Below are 20325 nucleotides of genomic sequence, written 5' to 3'. Positions count from 1 at the left end.
ACCTACGATTTACATCGGGAAACGTCACCCTCGCCTCATCATGGCGTTTTCCCTGGTAGAACCCAATATAGCGGTCTAATCCATTCCTCCGGCGAGGTGAACTCGGGCGAAACTCGGGGTGCCGGTCGTGGTATATACCAATTCTTGGTCAATCACTGGGATTAAGAGGTGATCCACCCACCCGTGAATTGGTGTAGACCTTTCTCCGGGCGTCGCGGAACAATGACAGGGAAGGGACCGCCGATGTCCGGTCGCCGCTACCGGCCGACGCCGGGAAGATCATCGGGCGTCCGGCGACGAGCGTCAGGGAGTCCGTGGCAGGCGGGGGCCGCCTTGGCGGCGTCGCTCAGCCGCGCGGGGCGTACATGATGACGGCGACGCCGGCGAGGCAGACCAGGGCGCCGATCACGTCCCAGCGGTCGGGCCGGAACCCGTCGGCGATCATGCCCCAGGCCAGGGAGCCCGCGACGAAGACGCCGCCGTAGGCCGCCAGGATGCGGCCGAAGTTGGGATCGGACTGGAAGGTGGCGACGAACCCGTACACGCCGAGCGCGAGGACCCCCGCGCCCATCCAGAGCAGGCCCCGATGCTCCCGCACGCCCTGCCACACCAGCCAGGCGCCCCCGATCTCGGCCACCGCGGCCAGCACGAACAGGGCGATGGAGCGCAACACGACCATGACGACCAGACTAGCGTTCACCGCACGCGGAGGGCCTGACGCTCAGAAGCGAACGCGCCTCCGCGGCACGCCTCGGCACGAACGGCACGATGATGTCGTCGATGTTGGTGCCGGCGAACATGCCCGCGGCCGTGCCGATCGTCGTCCAGGTCTCCGCCACGCCTGCCGACCCTAGTGCGGAAGAATGAGCGCCGTGCAAGCCCGTATCGCGATAGTCCCGAACGCCGAGCCCGGAGCGACCGGCGGCCCCGATCGGATCCGCGCCGGCATCGAGGAGGCCGTGGCCCGCGGCGGCGGAGCCGTCGTGCCGCAGGCCGAGGCCAACGGGCTCGTATGGCTCGTCCCCGGCCGCCCCGACCTGCTCGGCCGTGCCCTCGACGGCGGCCCGGGCGTCCGGTGGGTGCAGTTCCCCTGGGCGGGCGTCGAGAAGTACGCGGCCACCGGTGTCCTCCGGCGCCCCGTGGTCTTCACCTGCGCGAAGGGGTCCTTCGCCGGGCAGGTGAGCGAGCACGCCCTGATGCTGATCCTCGCCTGCCTGCGTGGCGTCTCGCGCCAGGCGCGCACACCGCGCTGGTCGTCCGCCGATCCCCGGTCCCTGGCCGGTCTCAGCGTGACCATCCTCGGCGGAGGGGGCATCGCCGAGCGGCTCGTCCGCCTGCTGCGGCCCTTCGACTGCCGCGTCCGGGTCATCCGCCGGCGGCCGGACAAGGTGGAGGGGGCCGACGAGACCTTGCCGCCCTCCGCGCTGGCGGGCGTGCTTCCCGGCACCGACGTGCTGGTGCTGGCCCTCGCCCTGACGGCCGAGACCCGGCACGTCGTCGGCGCCGCCGAGCTGGCGCTGCTGCCCTCCCACTCGGTGGTCGTCAACGTCGCGCGCGGCGCGCACATCGACACCGACGCTCTGGTCCGGGCGCTCGCCGAGGGCCGCGTCTCGGCCGCCGGGCTGGACGTGACCGACCCCGAGCCCCTGCCGGAGGGCCACCCGCTGTGGAGCGACCCGAGGGCCCTCATCACCTCGCACAGCGCCGATTCGGCGGACTACGTCCTGCGCATGCTGTGCGAGCGGGTGGAGCACAACGTCCGCCGGTTCGGCGCCGGCCTGTCCCTCGACGGGGTGATCGACCCCGTGACCGGCTACTGAGGCGTCCTCCGCACCTCCGGGACACACGCCGGGCCGTACGCGGGCCGTACGCGGGGCCGTACGCGGGGTTCACGCCCGGGGCGAACATGCGGGCTCGCGGGCCGGTGGGCGGACGGGTAGCTGCCAGGATGGACCGCATGATGGAGCTGAACGGACGTCCCGTCACCCCCGGCGAGCTCGGCACGCTCGCGCTCTACAACTACGGGCACTTCACCACCATGCGGGTGGAGGACCGGAGGGTCCGCGGTCTCTCCCTCCATCTCGAAAGGCTCCTCGGCGACTGCCGGATCCTCCACGGCGTCGACCTCGATCTCGAACGGGTGCGCCATCTCGTCCGCCGGGCGGCGGCCTCGGCGCCGTCGCCGGTCATCGTGAGGGTCACCGTGTTCGACCCCGAGCTCGACCTGGCCCACCCGGCGGCCAAGGCCCGGCCCGAGATCCTCGTCACCACCAGGCCGGTCCCCGCCGACCTCGCCCCGCTGAGGCTGGGGGCCGTCCACTACGAGCGCGAGCTGCCCGAGGTCAAGCACACCGGCCTGTTCGGCTCCGTGCTGCACCGGCGGCTCGCGCGGCTCGGCGGCGACGACGACGTGCTGTTCGTCGACGGTCTGTCCCGCGTGACCGAGGGGGCCACCTGGAACATCGGTTTCGTCCGCGCGGGCCGCGTCCTGTGGCCGGAGTCGAACCGCCTCGACGGCGTGACGATGCGCCTCCTCAACGACGTCATGCGCCGCGCCGGCATCCCCTTCGACGCCGCCGACGTCGGCACCGGCGACCTGCCCGCGATGACCTCCGCGTTCGTCACCAACGCCGCCGTCGGCCCGCGCCCCGTCCGTTCGATCGACGGGGCCGAGCTGGCGGTGGACGAGCCGCTCCTCACCACGCTGCGCAGAGAGTACGCCGCCATCCCCGGCGACCCCCTCTGACCCGCGCGGCGGGCCGGCTACCCGTGGACGGGGGCGGCGCCGGTGGCGGTGGCGACGAGGTCCTCGTAGACGGCCGGGCCTGTGGTGTAGGCGCCGAGTCGCACGGTCTTGTTGTCGCCGTGGTAGTCGCTGGAGCCGGTGGCCCGCAGGCCCAGGTCGCGGGCGAGCAGGCGCACGTGCTCGCGGTCCTCGGGCGTGTGGTCCACGTGGCCGGCCTCCACGCCCCACAGGCCCGCCACCGCGAGATCGGCGATCAGGTCGTCGGGCACGATGTGGCCCCGGCTGCCCGCCCTCGGGTGGGCCAGCACCGAGACGCCGCCCGCCTCGTTCACCAGGCGGATGGCGGTCAGCACGTCGATGTCGGCCTTGGGCAGCCGGTAACGGCTCCCCAGCCATTCGGGGGCGAACGCCTCGTCCACCGACCGCACCAGGCCCCGCCCGACGAGCGCCCGGGCGATGTGCGGGCGCCCCACGGTGCCGCCCGCGGCGTAACCCCGTACCTCGGGGAGCGTGAGGTCGATGCCGTCGGCGTTCAGCAGCGCGACGACGTTCTCCGCCCGGACGTCGCGTGACCGGCGCACCCTGGCCAGCTCGGCCACCATCGGTTCGTAGGCGGGGTCGAACAGGTAGGCCAGCAGGTGCAGCCCGATCGAGGGCTCGCTTCCGAACCACCGTCCCGACAGCTCCGCGCCGCGCACCAGCGTGAGCCCGGGGGGGACGGCGGCCGCGGCGGCCGGCCAGCCGGCGGTGGTGTCGTGATCGGTGAGCGCCACCACGTCGAGCCCCGCGGCGGCGGCCCGGCTCATCAGGGCCTCGGGCGTGTCGGTGCCGTCGCTGACGGTGGAGTGCGTGTGCAGGTCGATCCGCATACCCGAGCCTCTCGGTTCGACGGCCCGGTCGCGCGGCCGAGCCCTTTCAGTGAGGGCTTCACGTGAGGCGCCGCTCGGCGACGAAGCCTAGTCTTCGTCATCGTCTCCGCCGGCCCGGCGGCGGTCCCGGGACGGGCCGTCGTACCCGACCAGGCCGGAGAGATGAACGAGCAGCCGCGTGAGCGCGGGAGTGCGGGTGAACCGCCCCTGTTCTTCGGCGTCGGCGAGCTTGTGCAGGACATCGCGGATCCGGTCGGCCGCCTTGCGAGCCTCGTGCCCCTTCTTGCCGTGGCGGTCCGGCCGGTGGGCGAGCTTGGACGACGCGTCGGCGATCCTGTGCCGCACCTCGTCGGCGACCCGGGGATCGAGCCTGCCCTCGCCGGCCGACACGCGCAACGCCTGCGCCAGTTGGGCCAGCAGGACGCGCGGGTCGTCGGACAGCGGCGCCGGCGTCTCCGCCACCGCCGAAGCGGTCGCCGTGGGCCGTGGCGACACCGAGACACGAGGCGGCGCGGACGGGACGGACGGGGACGAGCCGACCGTCGAACGCGCCGCCGTGTTCGTGGCCTCCGTGGCCGGCCGGAGGACCGAGATCACCAGCACCACGACGGCGGCGACGGCGACCCCGGCCGCCGCCACCACGGGCTTGCGCCGGTTCGGGGCCAGGGACCGCCAGGCGGCGATGGCCCTGCCCGCCCTGCCCACCTCCACGGCGGGCATCGGCGGCATGGCACTGGTCGGCGCATGCGCACCAGGCTGAACTACCGGCGGCATGACACGGGTCGAGGTAGGCGCGGCCGGGTGCGGCGGCGGCATGACACGGGTCGAGGTAGGCGCGGCCGGGTGCGGCGGCGGCATGACACGGGTCGGGGAAGGCCCATGCGGCGCTTGGGGGGACAGGGGTGGCACCGGATGCCCAGAGACGCCACCGGGGCCCGCGCCCGGCCGCGATCCCGAGGCCAGCCAGTGCGCGACCTGATCGGCCCCCGGCCGCGCACCCGGATCCTTCTCCAGCAGGCTCAGCAACAGCGCTTCCAGCCCGGGTGGCACATCCGCCCGAAGCCGGCTCGGCGGCGTCGGCACGACCTGGACGTGCTGGTACAGCAGCGCGGGCAAGGTGTCCGCGCGGAAGGGCGCCTGCCCTGCCAGGAGCTCGTACAGCACGCACCCGAGCGCGTACATGTCGGACGCCGGCCCGGCGTCCTCGCCGAGGGCCCGCTCCGGCGCGAGGTAGGAACCGGTCCCCACGATGAGGCCAGTGCCGGTCAGCGCGGTCGCCGCCTGGTCGGCCAGGCGGGCGATGCCGAAGTCCACGACCTTCACCGTGCCGTCCGCCGTCAGGAGCAGGTTGCCGGGCTTGACGTCGCGATGGATCACGCCCTGCCGATGGGCGGCGGCCAGGCCCGACGCGGCCTGGAGCCCGGTGCGGGCCACCTCCTCGGGGCTGAGGCTCCCCCTCGCGGCCAGGTGCTCCGCCAGGCTGGGTCCATCTATCAGCTCCATGACGAGGTACAGGCGGCCCTCGGCCTCGCCGAAGTCGTGGACGGCGACGACGTTCGCGTGGTTCAGGCGGGCGGTGGCCTGCGCCTCCTTCCGGAACCGCGCGGCGGCCGAGGAGTCGAGAGCCGCCGGAAGCAGCAGTTTCACCGCGACCTGGCGGTCCAGGACCTCGTCCCTGGCCCGCCAGACCTCGCCCATCCCCCCGCGTCCGAGAGGCTCGTCCAACCGGTACCGAGCCGCCAGCAGCACGCCAGACGCCCTCCTCGTCGATGGCCGGCACCGTGGCGCCCCTGTGCCGCGGACGAGCCGAACCCGCCGGGAGAGACCACCGTGACGATCATGAACCGTTACGGCGTCCCAGGATAGCGGGAACTCCCCTGGGCTCCGGTGGACTCGACCAGGCGGCCGATCTCCGGGAGGACCGCCTCGGCCACGCTGATCTTCCGGTCGATCAGGCCGCTGGCGTGGAAGAGGTCGGCCGCGCGCTGCTGCTCGGCGACGAAGTCCTCGCCGACGGGGTGCAGTCCGAACGGCCGCGTACGCAGGGCGTGCTCCCAGGCGTCGAGGTCCCCGCCGTCTTCGGCGGCGAACAGCTCCGCAGCGGCCCTCGGGTTCCGCTGGATCCAGGCGTCGGACTCCTGCAGGGCCGCGACGATGGCGGCGAGCTCCTCGGGGTGCCCCTCGGCGAAGTCGCGGCGGGTGAACCACAGAGAGCGGTGGCTGAACAGCCCCTCGGTCTCGACGAGCTCCCTGACGGGGGCCTCCCGCTCGACCCTGGTGAGCGAGGGGTAGGAGCCCACCCAGGCGTCGACCTCCCGGTCGAGGAACAGCTGGGCCGCGTCCCCATAGGCGTCCACCGGCTCGATGTCCTTCCAGGTCAGCCCGGCCCGGTCGAGGGCGAACAGCAGCAGGGTGGTCTGCCACGAGCCGTGCCCGAGCGCCACCCGCTTGCCCGCGAGGTCCGCCAGGGAGGTGATCGGCGAGTCCTCGTGGACGACGAGCCGCCCGTTCTCGTGCCGCGGGCCGGAGACCGCCACGTACGCGATGTCGAGGCCCTTGCCCTGGGCGGTGACCGGCGGCGTGGAGCCGGTGCCGATGAAGTCGTACCCCCCGTCGAACAGGTGGTCACCGTGCGCGGAGGGGAGTCCGTCGGTGGGGGCGGGACGCTCCCCCGCCGGGAGGCCGCGCAGGTCCACCCACTCCACATCGGGAAGGGAGCGCTCCAGGATGCCGCGGTGGCGCAGCACCCACAGCGAGTTGTTGTTGGGGAAGTAGCCGACGCGAACACTCATCAGATGGATCCTTTCGATACGGACAGCGGGGAGTCGTGGCGGATGTCGTGGCCCCGGAGCAGCGGGAGCACCTCCTCGCCGACGCGGTACGCCTCCTCCAGGTGAGGAACGCCGGCGAGGATGAAGGCGTCGACGCCGATCCCGATCAGCTCGTCGAGCCGCTGGGCGACCTGCTGGTAGCTGCCCACCAGCCCGAACGCGGGGCCGCCGCGGAGCAGGTGGAAGCCGCCCCAGACGTTGGGCGACACCTCCAGCTCCCGGGGGTCGCTCACCGGCCAGGAGACGAACGACTGGCTGCGCAGCCACCCGACCGAGTCGCCGTCGGGGCCGCGGAGCGCCGCCGGGTCGACGTGCTCCCAGCCGCGCCGGATCTCGTCCCACGCGGCCTCCTCGGTCTCGCGGGCGAGCACGTCGACGCGCACGGCGAACTTCGGGGCGCGCCCGATCGCCGAGCTGTGCCCGCGCACCTGGGCGAACTTGTCCGCCAGCGCGGGGAAGGGCTCCAGCCACGACAGGTAGTAGTCGGCGTGCCGCCCCGCCGCCTCGATCGCGGCCTTGGAGGAGCCCGAGAAGTAGATCTCCGGGAACGGCTGACGCGCGAGCGGTTCAGGGAGCCCCGCCCCCTCGACCTGGTAGAACCGGCCCTCGTAGTCGAACGGGCCGCCGTTCCACACGCCCTTGAGCACGTCGAGGAACTCCGAGGTACGGGCGTAACGGTCGTCGTGGTCGACCCGGTCGCCCCACCACAGCTGGGCCGGGCCGCCTCCGCCGGAGATGATGTTGTAGACGACCCGCCCGCCGGTCGCCCGCTGGAGGCTCGCCGACATCCGCGCCGCCTGCACCGGGTGCAGGAAGCCCGGCTGGTAGGCGATCATGAAGCGGTAGGTCGTGGTCTCGCGGGCCAGTGCGGCGGCCGTGGCCCAGGGGTCGTCGGTGAAGGGGAACGACGGCAGCAGGCCGCCGACGAACCCCGAGATCTCCGACGCCCTCGCCACGTCGGCCATGTGGTCGACGTAGGAGTACCCGTCACGGCGGCCGTCCCGTACGCCGGGGGTCAGGCTGCCCGGCACGACCGGCGCCCACTCCCCTCGGCTGGACACCCGGCGCCGCAGCGACTGCTGGTCACCGTGGGTGCCGATACGCCAGTAGATGTCAATGGGCATGCTCGATCTCCTTCGCGAACAGCGGCAGCAGCCGCTCGCCCAGCCGGTAGGTCTCCTCGATGGCGGGCCATGCCGAAAGGACGAAGGTGGTGACGCCCTGGTCGAGATAGCCGCTGATCCCGGCCGCGACGGTCTCGTACGACCCGACCAGGCCGGACGGGGCGGAGCCTGTGCCGGCGATCCGGCCGAAACCGGGCCACAGGCGGGTGCGCGGGTCCGGATCCGGCAGGCCGGCCGCCTCTCCCCCGGCGAGGACCCAGAGCCGCCGGGCCTCGTCCCAGGCCTCGTCGTCGTCATCCCGCGCGAGGACGGGGATCCGCAGGCCGTACGCGACGCGGCGCCCCTCCGCCTCGGCCAGCGCGGCCAGCTCGGCGATGCCGGCCCGGACATCCTGGTCCGGGGTGAACAGGTGGATGTTGGCGTGACGGGCCGACAGCGCGAACGCCTCAGGCGAGGTGCCGGTCAGGTGGACGGGCGGGAAGGGCAGGCCCGAGTTCGGCGACTGGAAGCCGCCCGCGAGCACCTGGTAGAAGCGGCCCTCGTAGGTGTAGCCCTCCTCGTGCCACACGCCCCTCGCCACGGTGAGGAACTCGTCGGCTCGCGCGTAGCGGTCCGCGCCCAGCAGGTGGTCTCCCTGCGCCCGCGCGACGGCCGGGTCCAGGTCGACGTCGAGCTGCCATCCGAGCCGGTCGCCGGTGAACCGCTGGAGCGAGGCCGAGAACTTGGCCGCGTAGACCGGCGTGGCGATGCCGGGATGGAACCCGGCCACCACCCGCAGGTGACGGCTGTGCCGGAGCAGCCCGGCGGCGACCACCAGCGACTCCTCGCCGGCCGGGTCGAACGGCACCAGCGCGCCGCCGACGGCCGCGATCTCCGCGGCCCGGCCGATCTGCGCGAGGTGGTCGAACGGCCCGTAGGCGCCGGGCCGGGGGTCGGTGACGAGCGAGGGCAGCGGGCGCCGCGCGCCGGGCTGCCAGTCGCCCCGATCCCTGCGCCCGGGGTCGCGCCCGTCGCCCCGGGTCGGAACCGTGATCAGGAAGTCCGGGTGCCCGCCCATCAGGCGCCCACCCCCGCCGGGCGCGCGGTGAGACGCTCGCGGGCCAGTTCCAGGGGCTCGGGCGCCACCCAGGCGTCGAGGTCCACGTCGGCGTCGAGGAAGCCGTGCACCAGCAGGAAGTCCTTCTGGACGCGCAGCAGGCCGAGCCGCTCCTGGGACAGATCGGGATGGAGCGAGCGGTGGAAGTCGCCTCGGTAGGCGGTCTCCACGGCCTCCGCCCCGGACCGCGTCTCGCCGGCCAGGATCTCGCGTACCCGGCCGAGGTCTCCCCGCGCCCAGTCGGCGGCGCGCAGCGTCTGGGCCAGGAACCCCACCACCAGGTCGGGGTGCTCGTCCAGGAGCCGCTCGTGCACGGTGATCGGCCTCGGGGTGCCGTTGTTGACCCGGGTACGGAGGTCGGGGTGCGCGTCCAGGTCGACGGCCACTACCGCTCCGATCTCCTTGGCCTGCTCGGCGGCCCGCGCGCCCTTGGCGTAGACGGCGTCCACCTCGCCTCGGGCGAGCTCGGCGATGCCCGGCCAGGAGAACGCGCGTCCGTCCGCGTCCCGGCCTGTTTCGCGGGTTGGTTCGCGGCCTGCGTCCCGGCCGACCGACGGCCTGGTCTGGGCGGCCACCTCCACGAACGTGACGTCGTCGAGGGTCAGCCCGCCCTGCGCGAGCGCGCCCTTGAACCCGTGCAGGGCCATGGCGCGGGGGAAGCTCTCGGCGCGGGTCTCGGCCCACGCGGGCAGCGCGACCCGGGCGCCTGCCAGGCCGGCCGCGCCGGTGATGCCCGATCCGGCCCTGACCAGGATGGACTGCCACTCCTCGATCCAGGTCAGGCCGATCAGCCGTGTCGGGGCGCCCGCCGACCGCGCGGCGAGCGCGGGGACGTTGCCGCCCTCCCGGAACAGCCCGAGGAGCTGGTGGTCGAAGTGGTGCCGGGCCAGCTCGGGTCCCGCGTCCTGCAGGATGCCGACGTCCAGGCCGGCCGCCCGGAACTCCTCGGCCAGCCAGCCCTGGTTGTGGGCCAGGCCGCTGGCGGTGGGCACGGGGCAGCGGGTGTACCAGATCTTGTCTATGGATGACATGCGACTCCTCATTCGCTCATGGAGGAGGCCGTGCGCGGCCTCCGGCGGCTAGTGCGAGGCGGTGACGACGCCCAGGTGGTTCAGGAACAGGCGGCGGTACTCGGCGAACGGAAGGCTGTCGCGGTCCCGGGGGTGGGTCAGGTCGATCGTCCTGTCGACCGCCAGCGTGCCTTCCCGCAGCACCACGACCCGGTCCGCCAGCCGTACGGCCTCGTCCACGTCGTGGGTGACCAGGACGACCGCCGGGCGGTGGCGCGCGCACAGCTCGGCGACCAGCTCCTGCATCTGGAGCCGGGTCAGCGCGTCCAGCGCGGCGAACGGCTCGTCGAGCAGCAGCGCCTCCGGATCGCGGACCAGTGCCCTGGCGAGGGCGACCCGCTGCGCCTCCCCTCCGGACAGGGTCGCCGGCCACGCGCCGCCGTACCCGTCCAGTCCCACTTCGGCGAGGGCCCGGCGCCCGGCCTCGCGGGCGGAGGCCGGCAGACCGAGGGTGACGTTGGCGAGCACCCTCCTGGCGGGGATCAGCCGGGGTTCCTGGTAGACGGTCGTCCGGCGGGGGGCGGCGAGCACGGTCCCCGCGTCGGGGAGTTCCAGGCCCGCCAGGATGCGCAGCAGGGTGGTCTTCCCCGTGCCGCTCGGGCCGAGGAGGGCGAAGAACTCGCCCCTGCGGATCGAAAGGTCGATCCCCGAAAGCACGGTCTTGGCGCCGAACGCCTTGCTCAGCCCGCTGACGCGCACGGCCAGGTCGCCGGGTTCCTTCTCCCCGACCCTGAGCTCGCTCATCGCGGCCTCCTCGGGCTCATCGGGCGACCACGTGTCCGCGCCAGGGCATGGCCAGCCGCTCCACCAGGCGGATCGCGGCGTCGAAGATCAGCCCGAGGACGGCGTAGATGAGGACGCAGAGCACCATGTAGTCGGGCCTGAAGTACTGCTGCGCCAGGGTGACCAGGTAGCCGATGCCCTCGGTGGCGCCGACCTGCTCGGCCGCGATCAGGCCGGTGAGCGAGACCGACAGGCAGATGCGCAGCGCCATCAGGATGTTGGGCAGGGCGGTCGGGATGACGACGCCGAGCGCGAGCCGGTGGCCCCGCAGGCCGAAGCCGCGGGCCGCCTCGACGACCTTGCGGTCGACGTTCCGCACGCCGAGGTAGGTGTAGGCGTACATCGGGATGGCCGCCGACACCGCGATCAGCACGATCTTGAACGTCTCGCCGACCCCGAACCAGGAGATGAAGAGCGGCACCAGCGCGAGGAACGGCACGGCGCGCATCATCTGCATCGTCGGGTCGACCAGCTCCTCGCCGAGGGCCGAGATGCCGGCGGCGACCCCGAGCAGGAGCCCGATGCCCCCGCCGGCGAGCACGCCAAGCCCGGCCCTCCGCGCGGAGGCGAGCAGGTAGTCGGCGAGCTGGCCGGTCGCGACCAGCTCGCGCAGGGCGTCGAACACCGAGGCCGGCGCGGCGAGCACGTCCGGGGGGATGCGCCCGGTGCCCGACCCGTACCACCAGGCGATGAGCAGGAGCAGCGGCACGCCGATCCGCACGCCCGCGGACAGGGCGGCGGGGCGGCGGCGGGACCCGAGGTACCTCGGCGCCTCCAGCCCGGTGACCTCGGCCTGCGGACGGGCCACCGTGTCGTCCACCGCGTGGACTCTCTCCAGGGTCACGGCGGTCACCCGGAGGCGGCGGGCGAGGAGGAGCCGGCCGCCTTGAGGTCGAAGAGCACGTCCGCCGGGTCGATGGAGCCCGGCACCACGCCGTACTTGCGGAACAGGCCGGCCACGTCCTGGATGTTGGCGCCGTCGTCCGGCGTCACGGTGCGCGGGATGTTCGCGTACTTCGCGGTGGCGATGTCCTGCTCCAGCCGCGCGCCGGTGACGGCCGTCGGCCCCTGCTTGAGGAAGACGTTCTCGAACTTCTCCGGCTCCTTCTTGGCCTCGCCGGTCAGCTCCTGGAGCACCTCCAGGTAGACGCGCACCGCCTCGGGGTGCTTTTCGAGCAGCTCGTCGCGCGCGGCGGCGATGGTCAGGTCCCTGTCGCCGAGGTCACGGCCGTGTACGATCACCCGCGCCCCCTTGGCCACCACCTCGGGGTAGGCCTTGACGATCGCCCACCAGGCGTCCACCTTGCCGGTCGCGAACGCCGCCGCGCCCTGGTCGGGGTTGAGGTAGACCCGCTTGACCTGGTCGACGGGGACCCCGGCCTTCTCCAGGGCGAGCAGGAGCAGGTACTCACCCTTGCCGCCCTTGTTCACCGCCACCTGCTTGCCGATCAGGTCCTTGACCGATGTGATCGGGCTGTCGGGGGCGACGACCAGGCCGTCGGTCTGCGGGGCGGCCGGATCGGTGATCGGGTCGGTGACCGAGAAGATCTTGATGTCGGGACTGTTCGCCAGGTAGCCGACGGCGGGCGAGATGGCCCCGGCCAGCACGTTCACCGAACCGGAGTGGACGGCGTCGATGGTGGCGGTGAAGGAGGCGTAGGAGCCGCCCCACTCGACCGAGGCGCCGACCTCCTTGAGCCGCTTCTCAAGGATGCCCTCGCGCTTGGCGTAGGCGAGGGGGCCGGCGTTGCCCGGGTCCTGGAGCTTGAGCACCGCTCCCGTGCCTCCCGCGGACGAGGGTCCCTCACCGGCCGCGGACGGCGTGCCGCAGGCGGCGGTGAGGCCGGCGAGCGAGACGGCCAGGGTCACGACCGCTGCGCGCACGCGCAGGCGAGGCCGGGGATCCGGATGGTGGCGGCGAGGATTCCACATGATGATGACAAGCCCCTTACACAGTGGGATGAAGCGACGGACGCGACCGGCGGCGTCCTGCCGCCGGGCACGGCGAGAGGCCCCTGCGACCAGGGGCGATCAGAGGAGATGGAGATCAGGAGAGACGTCTCCAGCGCGGACCACGCGCGAGACGGACCACGTTCACCGACAGAGGCTGCTGTCCACGTACATGAGGTCGATCACGCGCCGGGCGGTGAGGGTCACATTCGGCACAATACCTATTTTTCAGGTAGGTAATACAGCAGTCAAGTCGCATCTCACATGACGAGATGACAGAAACGTCGCAGAGCATCCGAAAACGACAAACGGGCGCACGTACGCGGGGTACGTGCGCCCGTACGGCGCGGGGGCCGTGACGCCAGAGGCCGGGCGTGACCAGGCCGTGACGCTAGAGGCCGGGCGTGACCAGGCCGTGGGGCTCGCGGCCGGGGGTGGGGCGTTCCTAGCGGCCGGTCTCCATGAGCGCGAGGTAGCCGTCTTCGAGCGTCGGCGCCGCGGGTTCGGCGTACGGGTCGGGCCGGGTGGCCGCGACGACGCGGTAACGCATCCCCGCCCCCTCCGGCAGCGCGGACACGACCCTTCCCTGTGACGGCTCGGGCCCCGGCGTCGTGACCGTCCACACCCGCCGGTCCGCCTGCGCGACCAGCTCGCCGACGTCACCCCTGAAGACCACGCGGCCCTTCGCCATCACCGCCAGGTAGCGGCAGGTCTGCGCCACGTCCTCGACGATGTGCGTGCTGAGCAGCACCGTGCGGTCCCCGGCGAGCTGGGAGAGCAGCGTGCGGAAGCGGATGCGCTCCTCGGGGTCCAACCCGGTCGTGGGCTCGTCCACGACCAGCAGGCCAGGATCGGCGAGCAGCGTCTGGGCGATGCCGACCCGCCGCAGCATCCCCCCGGAGAAGCCCTTGAGCCTGCGGTCGGCGACGTCGGACAGCCCCACCACCTCCAGGAGTTCGCCGATCCTGCGGCGCCGGAAGTCACGGGCGTCGAGCCCCTTGAGCAGGGCGATGTAGTCGAGGAACCGCCGTGCGGTGAGGTCGGGATAGACCCCGAGGTCCTGGGGGAGGTAGCCGAGGGCCCGCCGCACGGCGAGCAGCCCGTCGGGGGTGGTGAGGTCGTGCCCGCCCACGCGGATCGTCCCGGAGGTGGGCTTCAACAGCCCCACCAGGATCCGCATGAGCGTGGTCTTCCCCGCCCCGTTCGATCCGAGCAACCCGTACATGCCGGTCGGCACGTCGAGGTCCACCCCGTCGAGGGCGCGCACACGGCCCTTGTAGGTCTTGGTCAGGTGGGAGATCTCGATGCGCATGTCAGGACTCCGTACGGATGGCGTGGAGACGGGCGAGGAAGAGCGCGACGGCGGCCATGGCGACCATCAGGCCGATCCACAGGAAGGCGACGGCCGGGGAGGCGAGCGGGCGAAGAAGGTTCAGCGCCGCCCCGTCCCACGGGCCGTACGGCGGGTAATCGGCCCCCGGCGCCGTCGACGGGTCGCCGAACAGCCCGTACTCCACATAGTCGGCATTCGCCGACAAGACGGTGTGGGAAAGGGTGGGCATCATGGTGGCGGGGATGAGGTTGCCCCAGAACCAGTAGCCGACGAACAGCACGCGGAACACCAGGGGCGGGACCAGCAACGGGCCGGCGAGCGAGAGGGCACCGACGAAGGCCAGCGCGGGGACGATCTTCACCAGGAAGAGGACCACGGCCCAGCCGAGCGCCTGCGGCTTTCCCTCGGCGACGGCGTAGACGACCGCCCGGCCGAGGTACATCACCGCGATCGGCGCCGCGGTGGCCGCGCAGACGCCCAGATACTTGCCGATCAACCGCCCGGTACGGCCCGCCGGGGTGCTGTCCAGGATCCCGGCGACGCCCAGCGTCCTGTCGCGGATGAGCCGGTCGGCGAGCAGGCAGCCATAGACGATCGGCATCAGCGTCATGACCGTCTGGCTTACCGCGATCATGGCGGACCGAGGGTCGTCCGGGTCGCCGAGCCCCAGCGTCGGGACGACGTACCCCTGCCACATCAGGCCCACCAGCGCCGCGGAGGCCAGCCCGTAGACGATCCACAGGATCGGCCGCCGCACCTGCATGCCGAACTCGTACCGCAGGGTCGCGATCATTCGGTCTCACCTCCGAGAACACGCTCGGCGTCACCGAGCAGGGGCCACGCGGCGGCGAGGAGCGCCATGGCCGTCACCAGCAGGGTCACCCGGTTGACGGACCAGTCATCGGCCCCCGCCCCATGGCTGGTGGCGAACAGGTAGAGCGACCGCGTCACGGCGTTCCCCCGCAGGACGTCGCCGACGACCTGTTCGAGCAGCCAGACCATGGCGACCGTCGTGGTGGCGGCCACGGTGCTCCGGAAGGCGGCGGCGGCGAGCAGCCCGAGGGCGGTGAGCCACACGGTCGGAGCGAGCCAGGTGAGCTGACCGGCCAGGCCACCGGGCGTACCGGGCACCACGTCCCACCAGCCGGTGGCCATGAACAGCGCCGTCGCGGCCGTCGCGCACAGCGCCGCCCACCCGGACGTCACGGCGAGGCGGCGCAGCAGGGTCACCCGGTAACCCGAGGGAAGGGTGAGCTGGAGTTCCACAGCGGGGTCCCTGCCGATCAGCGAGGCCGCCGCGATCCCCGTCATGAGCGGGAACCCCGCCTCGACCGCTCCGAGGAGCATCCACGCCGTGTTGCCCTCCAGCGAGCCGAGCCGGGTGCCGAAAAGGGCGAGGAGCCCGGTCAGCAGGACGAGGGCCGGCGGCATCACCAGTGCCGCCGGCCCGGCTCTGCCTATCTCATGGGACCAGAGGTCGAACCGTTTCATGACCAGTGAGTTGCGCGGGTGCGCCTGATCGGTTCATTCCGGCCCGCGGCGATCACGGCCGCGACGCCGAGGACGGCGGCGAGAGCGAGGATGACGGCGAGCGTCACCGGTTCGGCGGCCCAGAAAACGCGGACGCCTCTGGCGAGGGACCACGGGGTGAAGGTGAGCGCGTACAGGATCCACGCCACCAGTGCCACGCCTATGGCGCCCTCGGGGTTCCAGCACACCGAGAGCAGCAGGCCGAGCGCCGCGAGCAGCGCCATGGGCCCGAGCCAGACCATGATGAGCCTTCCGAGCCCGGCGGGCGTGGAGGCCGTCAGGGACAGTCCCGCCGAGGCGAGCAGCGCGAGGGCGAGGTCGTAGCCCAGCACCAGCGTCATCCGGGCCAGCAACAGGACACGCGGCGAGGTCGGCGTCACGGCCACGACCTCGAAGGCCTCGTCGCGCGTGGGAGGGTACACCCCGGCCATCCCGATGCCGGTGACGAGCGGGACGACGAGCGCCATCACCGGCTCTGCCGCATGGCCTTGGGCGAGGACGAAGCCCACGCCGGCCGCCATGACCAGCGCCGAGGCCAGCCAGACCGCGCGGGGCACGACGCGGGCCTCCGCCCAGAGCAGCGCCCGCGCCCTCATCGGCCTCGGCCCGGGGGGCGGCACGCCCCCCTCCAGCACGGACCTCAGCAGGACGCTCCGCACGATCTCCCGGCCCGGCGCGGGCGGGATGCCGTCCCCGATCCCCCGCAGTTCCGGCCATTCACCGTGTTGGTTCATCGATGCACTCCCTCAGGGTCGCGCGAGCGTGATGCAGCCGGCTCTTCACCGTGCCGACGGGAATGTCCAGCACTTCAGCGATCTGGTGCTGACTCAGGTCGTCGAGGAACGCGAGCACCACCACCTCGCGTTGCGCCAGCGGCAGCCGTAGAAGCGCGCTCTGCACCCGGTCGCGGCCCACGGCCAGTTCCTCGGGGCCCGGGGCCGGATCCGTCCCGTCGGCGGACGGCTCGGCGGCGACCGGAGGGGGAGCGCCGCGCAGCCGGTTGTGCGCCTGGCGGCGCGCGACGCCGAACAGCCAGGTGCTCACGCTGGACCTGCTCTGGTACGTGCCCGCCGACCGCCATACGGCCAGCCACGTGTCCTGGAGGATCTCCTCGGCCGTGCCCCTGTCACCGGCCAGGCGGTAGAGGAAGGCGAACACCGGCTTGGCGTAGCGCTCGTACAGCTCGGTCAGCGCGACCGGGTCACCGCCGGCCACCCTTGCCAGGACGTCCGCGTCCTCCGCCGGCGTCCCCGCCCGCGCACGACCGCCGATCCCCGCGAGGCGCACTGCCATCCCCTCCACTCCCCCGTCCACGACAGGTATGTAGCACGCAGCTCTCCCCCAGGTTCAAAAGCCTCGAAGGCGAGACGCGGCGAACGGGTGACGGCGGTAGGGTTCATGGCGATCCGGGGGGGTTCGGATCACCGGCAGGGAGCGGGGTGGACGGGCGCAACGACGACCGCGAGCCGGCCACACTGGCCACCCGGCTCCGGGGCGGCGGCGTCAGGGACCTCTACGTCTATGAGCCTGCTCGGCCTCGCGGCCGGGCAGCCCAAGTGGTGGACGCCGGGCTACCTGACCGAGGTCGCCCGGCGTCTCGACCAGGTCGCGGCGTGGCCGACGCCGCGCGACCGGGCGTGTCACCCAAGGGCCGCCGATCCGGCCTCGACGGCCGGCGGGGGTGCGGCGGCGTCGATCTGCCGGCGGCTCATGCCCATGAAGTAGATGATCTCCTCGTGGTTCGTCGTGCCGAGGAAGTTCTCGAAGCCGGTGCGGTAGTACAGGTCCAGCGTGACGGGGCAGGGTGACAGGTCCGGCGGCTCCCCCGCGCGCATCGCGTCCAGGATCGCCGGCACGTCGTGCTCGAACTTCAGGCCGGAGCGCAGGAAGTAGTCGTCGGTGTCGACGCGCACCATCGGGAGCGCCTCGGCCGTGTCGAAGACGTCGTCGCGGCGCAGGATCGGGTGGGTCAGCAGGTCGTACTGGAAGATGTCGTCCAGCACCGGCACCGCCTCGGGCGGAAGCACGGGGCGCATCGACTCGTTCCACCAGCGCGTCAGCAGGCGCTTGGCCTCGCCGTCGCTCAGCAGGTAGGCGACCGCGGGGCCGTAGGCGTCCTGGTCGGCGGCGGCGCGCAGCAGCAGGGCGCGCAGCGGTTCGGCGGCCGGGTCGTCGGTCTCCTCCATCCAGTGCTGGATGTTGCGCAGCACCCCCGACTGGCTGAGACCGCCGAGGACGCGCAGCGGCGCCCAGGCGTGGCGCAGCACCGTGTACTCGGCCATCACCCGCGCCCAGAACATGAACTTCTGCATGTGCAGGTTCTCGGCGAAGCTGATGGTGTTGTGGGCCAGCGAGTACTCGAAGTCGTCGGTGTCGCCCCGCACGGCCACGATGCCGTGCTCGTCGCGCTTGTCGTAGTACTCGGTGTTGGGCAGCAGGAGCAGCGGGTACACGGCGATGCGCGCGATGCGGCTCGCCAGCCTGTCGTATCCCTCGTAGAACGACTCGACGGTCTCCCCCGGCGCGCCCCAGATGAGCTCGGCGTAGCATTCGAGCCCTTCCGCGTTGAGCCAGGTGACCAGGTCCTCCCAGTCGTTCACCTTCATGTTGCGGCGATTCATCAGCGACAGCGCGTCGTCGCTGAGCGTCTGGAGCGACAGGGTGAAGGAGCTGCGCAGGCCGGCCCTCTTCATCTTGCGGACGATGGAGTAGAAGACCTTGGACTTGTTCTTGGCCCACGAGCTCTCCAGGGCGCGCGGGTAACCGTACCGGTCGCGGATCTCGATGAGGTCGTCGACGAACTCCTCGTCGATCGGGAGCATCCCGAAGTTGGCGTCGCACAGGGCGATGGTCTCGACCTGGAGCTTGGCGAACACCTCCAGCTCGGCGCGCAGCCGCTCGCGGGAGAACGCCTTGACCCGCTGGCCGACCGCGCCTCCCCAGAAGCAGAAGGAGCACTTGTACGGGCATCCCCTGTTGGTCTCCATCAGGGCGACGTCGTAGCGGAACCGGCCTTCCGCGTCCACCATGTCCAGGGCGCCGGACAGGATCGGCGACGGGATGACGTCGAGGTTCTCGATGCGCTCCCTGGGCGGGGTGGTGTGGATCATCCGCTCGGTGTCGCGGAACGAGATGCCCTGGATGTGGCCGAGGTCGTGCACCGGGCGCCCGTCGAGGTGGGCGTTGAGGAGGTCGCGGAAGACCAGTTCGCCCTCACCGTTGACGATGACGTCCACGGCGGGGAACAGCCGGAAGACCCGCTCGGCCTGGTGCGCGACGTGCGTACCGCCGAACACCACCCATCCGTCCGGGTTCATCCGCTTGTACGTCTCGGCGAGCGACCCGAAGGCGCGGAAGTTCCAGCCGAGCACCGAGCAGGCGAAGATCTGCGGGCACCGCTCGCTGAAGATCTCGGTGGCCATCGCGGAGATCGAGGTGCCGCCACCGAAATTGAATATCCGGATGTCGGCCTCCCGCCTCATCCGGTCGTCGGCGAGCGCGGTGGACTTGAGATAACCGGCGGCGAGGGGCATGGACTCCAGCGCCATATCCCACACACCTTGCTGTACGACACCAACGAGAATGCGTTTTTCCATGTCCATGGCAGGTGGCCTCGTTCGGGCTCGATAATGACGGCTCGGGGCCATTGCCGGCGCAGAAGCTGCTTTCCCCCCTGGCCCTGAAATCTGCACCCGAAGTTACTCAGACAGATCCCCCCGGCCAATGGAACCTAGGGATAAGCGCAGATGGGGCCCTAGGAGTTTCCCTAGTCTGTGGGCACGCGCCACGGCATCTCCCTTGACCGGATCTTCGCCACCCCGAAACATGGGCTGCGGCATGGCCGACGACATAAATGGAAGGCGCCATGGGTAACAGCGATGTCACCGTACGCAGCGATGGTCGTGCCGCCGTTCGATCCGACCCCCGGGCCGGATCGCCGGACGGCGAAATTCCACCGGCCCACCTGTTCCTCCTTGAAAACGAGGTGAAACGGCGCTGGACGTACGGTGAAAGCCCACAGGAATCACGCGAGGAAATAGCCGACCCGCTGGACGAGATCTGCGCCTACGCGCTGACCGCGCCGGCCAAGCTGTTCAGGCCGATCCTGCTGTTGCTGTCCGCCGAGGCGGTCGGCGGGCGGATCCCCGACGTGCTCCCCGCCGCAGTGGGCACCGAGTGCGGCCACGTGGCGAGCCTCATCCACGACGACATCATCGACGGCGACGCGATGCGCCGGGGCCGCCCGGCCGTCTACCGCAAGTTCGGCATGGACAACGCCATCGTGGCCGGTGACGCGCTGCTCTTCCAGATCTTCGTGTGCCTGTCCGAGTGCCGTGCCCGCGGCGTGCCGGACGACCGCATCGTCACCGCGATGGAGATCGTGGCCCGCGCGGGCGTCGAGCTCTGCCGCGGCCAGGCGCTGGAGGCGGAGATCACCAGCAGGTCGGTCCGCGACATCGACGCGTACCTGCGCATGATCAGGATGAAGACCGCGGCCCTGTTCAGCGGCGCGTGCCAGTGCGGCGCCGTCCTCGGCGGCGGCCCGCCGGAATGGGTGCGCGCCCTCGCCGACTACGGCGAGAGCCTCGGCGTGGCCTTCCAGATCCAGGACGACCTGCTGGGCTACGTCACCGGGTCCGAGATGACGGGCAAGCCCGCGACCAGCGACATCAAGAACCGCAGGCTGACGCTGCCGATCATCTTCGCCTACCAGAACGGCGGGACCGGCGAGCGGGACGTCCTCGACGCCGCCTTCCTCGGGGAGATGGGCGTCGACGAGGCGCTGGACGCCGTCGGCGACGTGCTCCGCCGCACCGACGCCATCACCCTTTCCACGTCGATGGCCCGCACGTACGCGGCGCGGGCCAGGGCCGCGCTCGCCCTGCTGCCCCCGACCCGGAGCCGGGACCATCTGGCCGGGTTCGTCGAGCGCACCGTCAGCCGGGTGAGATGAAGACCAGCCGCGCGATCACAAGGAGACACGAGGTGAACG

General features: G+C 72.0%; 20 protein-coding genes. 3 read left to right on the top strand and 17 right to left on the bottom strand.

The window, feature by feature from the left end; all coding sequences use genetic code 11:
- Positions 1-346 precede the first annotated feature (346 nt).
- On the bottom strand, positions 347-679 hold the full coding sequence (locus tag ACGFIV_RS03965) for a YnfA family protein (protein WP_358551851.1): 333 nt from the start codon (positions 677-679) through the stop codon (positions 347-349).
- A 10-nt stretch (positions 680-689) separates the two neighbouring features.
- Positions 690-839, bottom strand: a complete 150-nt coding sequence (locus tag ACGFIV_RS03960; protein ID WP_358551853.1) for a hypothetical protein — start codon at positions 837-839, stop codon at positions 690-692.
- Positions 840-872: 33 nt separating this feature from the next.
- On the opposite strand from ACGFIV_RS03960, the gene ACGFIV_RS03955 reads away from it, so the two are divergent.
- Both ACGFIV_RS03955 and ACGFIV_RS03950 read left to right on the top strand, forming a co-directional pair.
- The gene (locus tag ACGFIV_RS03955; RefSeq protein ID WP_392831723.1) at positions 873-1820 is read left to right on the top strand and encodes a D-isomer specific 2-hydroxyacid dehydrogenase family protein; all 948 of its coding nucleotides are present in this window, start codon (positions 873-875) and stop codon (positions 1818-1820) included.
- 140 nt (positions 1821-1960) lie between these two features.
- Positions 1961-2746: an aminotransferase class IV family protein gene (locus ACGFIV_RS03950; protein ID WP_392832062.1), complete on the top strand. Its 786-nt coding sequence runs from the start codon at positions 1961-1963 to the stop codon at positions 2744-2746.
- 17 nt (positions 2747-2763) lie between these two features.
- Here ACGFIV_RS03950 and ACGFIV_RS03945 read toward each other — a convergent pair whose 3' ends face one another.
- The 15 genes from ACGFIV_RS03945 to ACGFIV_RS03875 form a co-directional block, all read right to left on the bottom strand.
- Positions 2764-3615: a PHP domain-containing protein gene (locus ACGFIV_RS03945; protein WP_358551859.1), complete on the bottom strand. Its 852-nt coding sequence runs from the start codon at positions 3613-3615 to the stop codon at positions 2764-2766.
- A gap of 87 nt (positions 3616-3702) precedes the next feature.
- Positions 3703-5364 carry a protein kinase gene (locus tag ACGFIV_RS03940; RefSeq protein ID WP_392831718.1) on the bottom strand — a complete coding sequence of 554 codons (1662 nt, stop codon included), beginning with the start codon at positions 5362-5364 and terminating at the stop codon, positions 3703-3705.
- A 98-nt stretch (positions 5365-5462) separates the two neighbouring features.
- On the bottom strand, positions 5463-6407 hold the full coding sequence (locus tag ACGFIV_RS03935) for an ABC transporter substrate-binding protein (RefSeq protein ID WP_358551863.1): 945 nt from the start codon (positions 6405-6407) through the stop codon (positions 5463-5465).
- Positions 6407-7570, bottom strand: coding sequence for an LLM class flavin-dependent oxidoreductase (locus ACGFIV_RS03930; protein WP_358551865.1), 1164 nt, complete (start codon positions 7568-7570; stop codon positions 6407-6409). The genes ACGFIV_RS03935 and ACGFIV_RS03930 overlap by 1 nt, the downstream gene beginning before the upstream one ends.
- On the bottom strand, positions 7560-8627 hold the full coding sequence (locus ACGFIV_RS03925; protein ID WP_358551867.1) for an LLM class flavin-dependent oxidoreductase: 1068 nt from the start codon (positions 8625-8627) through the stop codon (positions 7560-7562). The genes ACGFIV_RS03930 and ACGFIV_RS03925 overlap by 11 nt, the downstream gene beginning before the upstream one ends.
- Positions 8627-9697 (bottom strand): ABC transporter substrate-binding protein, encoded by a 1071-nt coding sequence (locus ACGFIV_RS03920; RefSeq protein WP_358551869.1) that lies wholly within the window; start codon positions 9695-9697, stop codon positions 8627-8629. Before ACGFIV_RS03920 ends, ACGFIV_RS03925 begins: the two co-directional genes overlap by 1 nt.
- A 48-nt stretch (positions 9698-9745) precedes the next feature.
- Complete coding sequence (locus tag ACGFIV_RS03915) at positions 9746-10480, bottom strand: ABC transporter ATP-binding protein (protein ID WP_358551871.1); 735 nt, start codon at positions 10478-10480, stop codon at positions 9746-9748.
- 16 nt (positions 10481-10496) lie between these two features.
- Positions 10497-11363, bottom strand: coding sequence for an ABC transporter permease (locus ACGFIV_RS03910; RefSeq protein ID WP_358551873.1), 867 nt, complete (start codon positions 11361-11363; stop codon positions 10497-10499).
- Positions 11364-11368: 5 nt separating this feature from the next.
- Positions 11369-12403 (bottom strand): ABC transporter substrate-binding protein, encoded by a 1035-nt coding sequence (locus ACGFIV_RS03905; RefSeq protein WP_358551875.1) that lies wholly within the window; start codon positions 12401-12403, stop codon positions 11369-11371.
- A 511-nt stretch (positions 12404-12914) separates the two neighbouring features.
- Positions 12915-13781 (bottom strand): ABC transporter ATP-binding protein, encoded by an 867-nt coding sequence (locus ACGFIV_RS03900; protein WP_358551877.1) that lies wholly within the window; start codon positions 13779-13781, stop codon positions 12915-12917.
- A 1-nt stretch (position 13782) separates the two neighbouring features.
- Positions 13783-14595 carry a hypothetical protein gene (locus tag ACGFIV_RS03895; RefSeq protein ID WP_358551879.1) on the bottom strand — a complete coding sequence of 271 codons (813 nt, stop codon included), beginning with the start codon at positions 14593-14595 and terminating at the stop codon, positions 13783-13785.
- Positions 14592-15293: a hypothetical protein gene (locus ACGFIV_RS03890; protein WP_358551881.1), complete on the bottom strand. Its 702-nt coding sequence runs from the start codon at positions 15291-15293 to the stop codon at positions 14592-14594. Before ACGFIV_RS03890 ends, ACGFIV_RS03895 begins: the two co-directional genes overlap by 4 nt.
- Entirely contained in the window at positions 15290-16066 is a 777-nt protein-coding gene (locus ACGFIV_RS03885; protein WP_358551883.1) for a hypothetical protein, read from the bottom strand. The genes ACGFIV_RS03890 and ACGFIV_RS03885 overlap by 4 nt, the downstream gene beginning before the upstream one ends.
- Positions 16050-16625 (bottom strand): RNA polymerase sigma factor, encoded by a 576-nt coding sequence (locus ACGFIV_RS03880; RefSeq protein WP_358551885.1) that lies wholly within the window; start codon positions 16623-16625, stop codon positions 16050-16052. The genes ACGFIV_RS03885 and ACGFIV_RS03880 overlap by 17 nt, the downstream gene beginning before the upstream one ends.
- A gap of 347 nt (positions 16626-16972) precedes the next feature.
- The gene (locus tag ACGFIV_RS03875) at positions 16973-18928 is read right to left on the bottom strand and encodes a KedN5 family methylcobalamin-dependent radical SAM C-methyltransferase (RefSeq protein WP_392831706.1); all 1956 of its coding nucleotides are present in this window, start codon (positions 18926-18928) and stop codon (positions 16973-16975) included.
- Between the two features lie 269 nt (positions 18929-19197).
- On the opposite strand from ACGFIV_RS03875, the gene ACGFIV_RS03870 reads away from it, so the two are divergent.
- Entirely contained in the window at positions 19198-20286 is a 1089-nt protein-coding gene (locus ACGFIV_RS03870; protein ID WP_358551889.1) for a polyprenyl synthetase family protein, read from the top strand.
- The last annotated feature ends 39 nt before the right edge of the window (positions 20287-20325 follow it).

The sequence above is a fragment of the Sphaerisporangium sp. NPDC049003 genome (genome assembly GCF_043197795.1).
Lineage (GTDB): Bacteria > Actinomycetota > Actinomycetes > Streptosporangiales > Streptosporangiaceae > Sphaerisporangium.
Note: the sequence above shows the minus strand (reverse complement) of the source record. Positions and strands in the feature narration are given on the sequence as shown.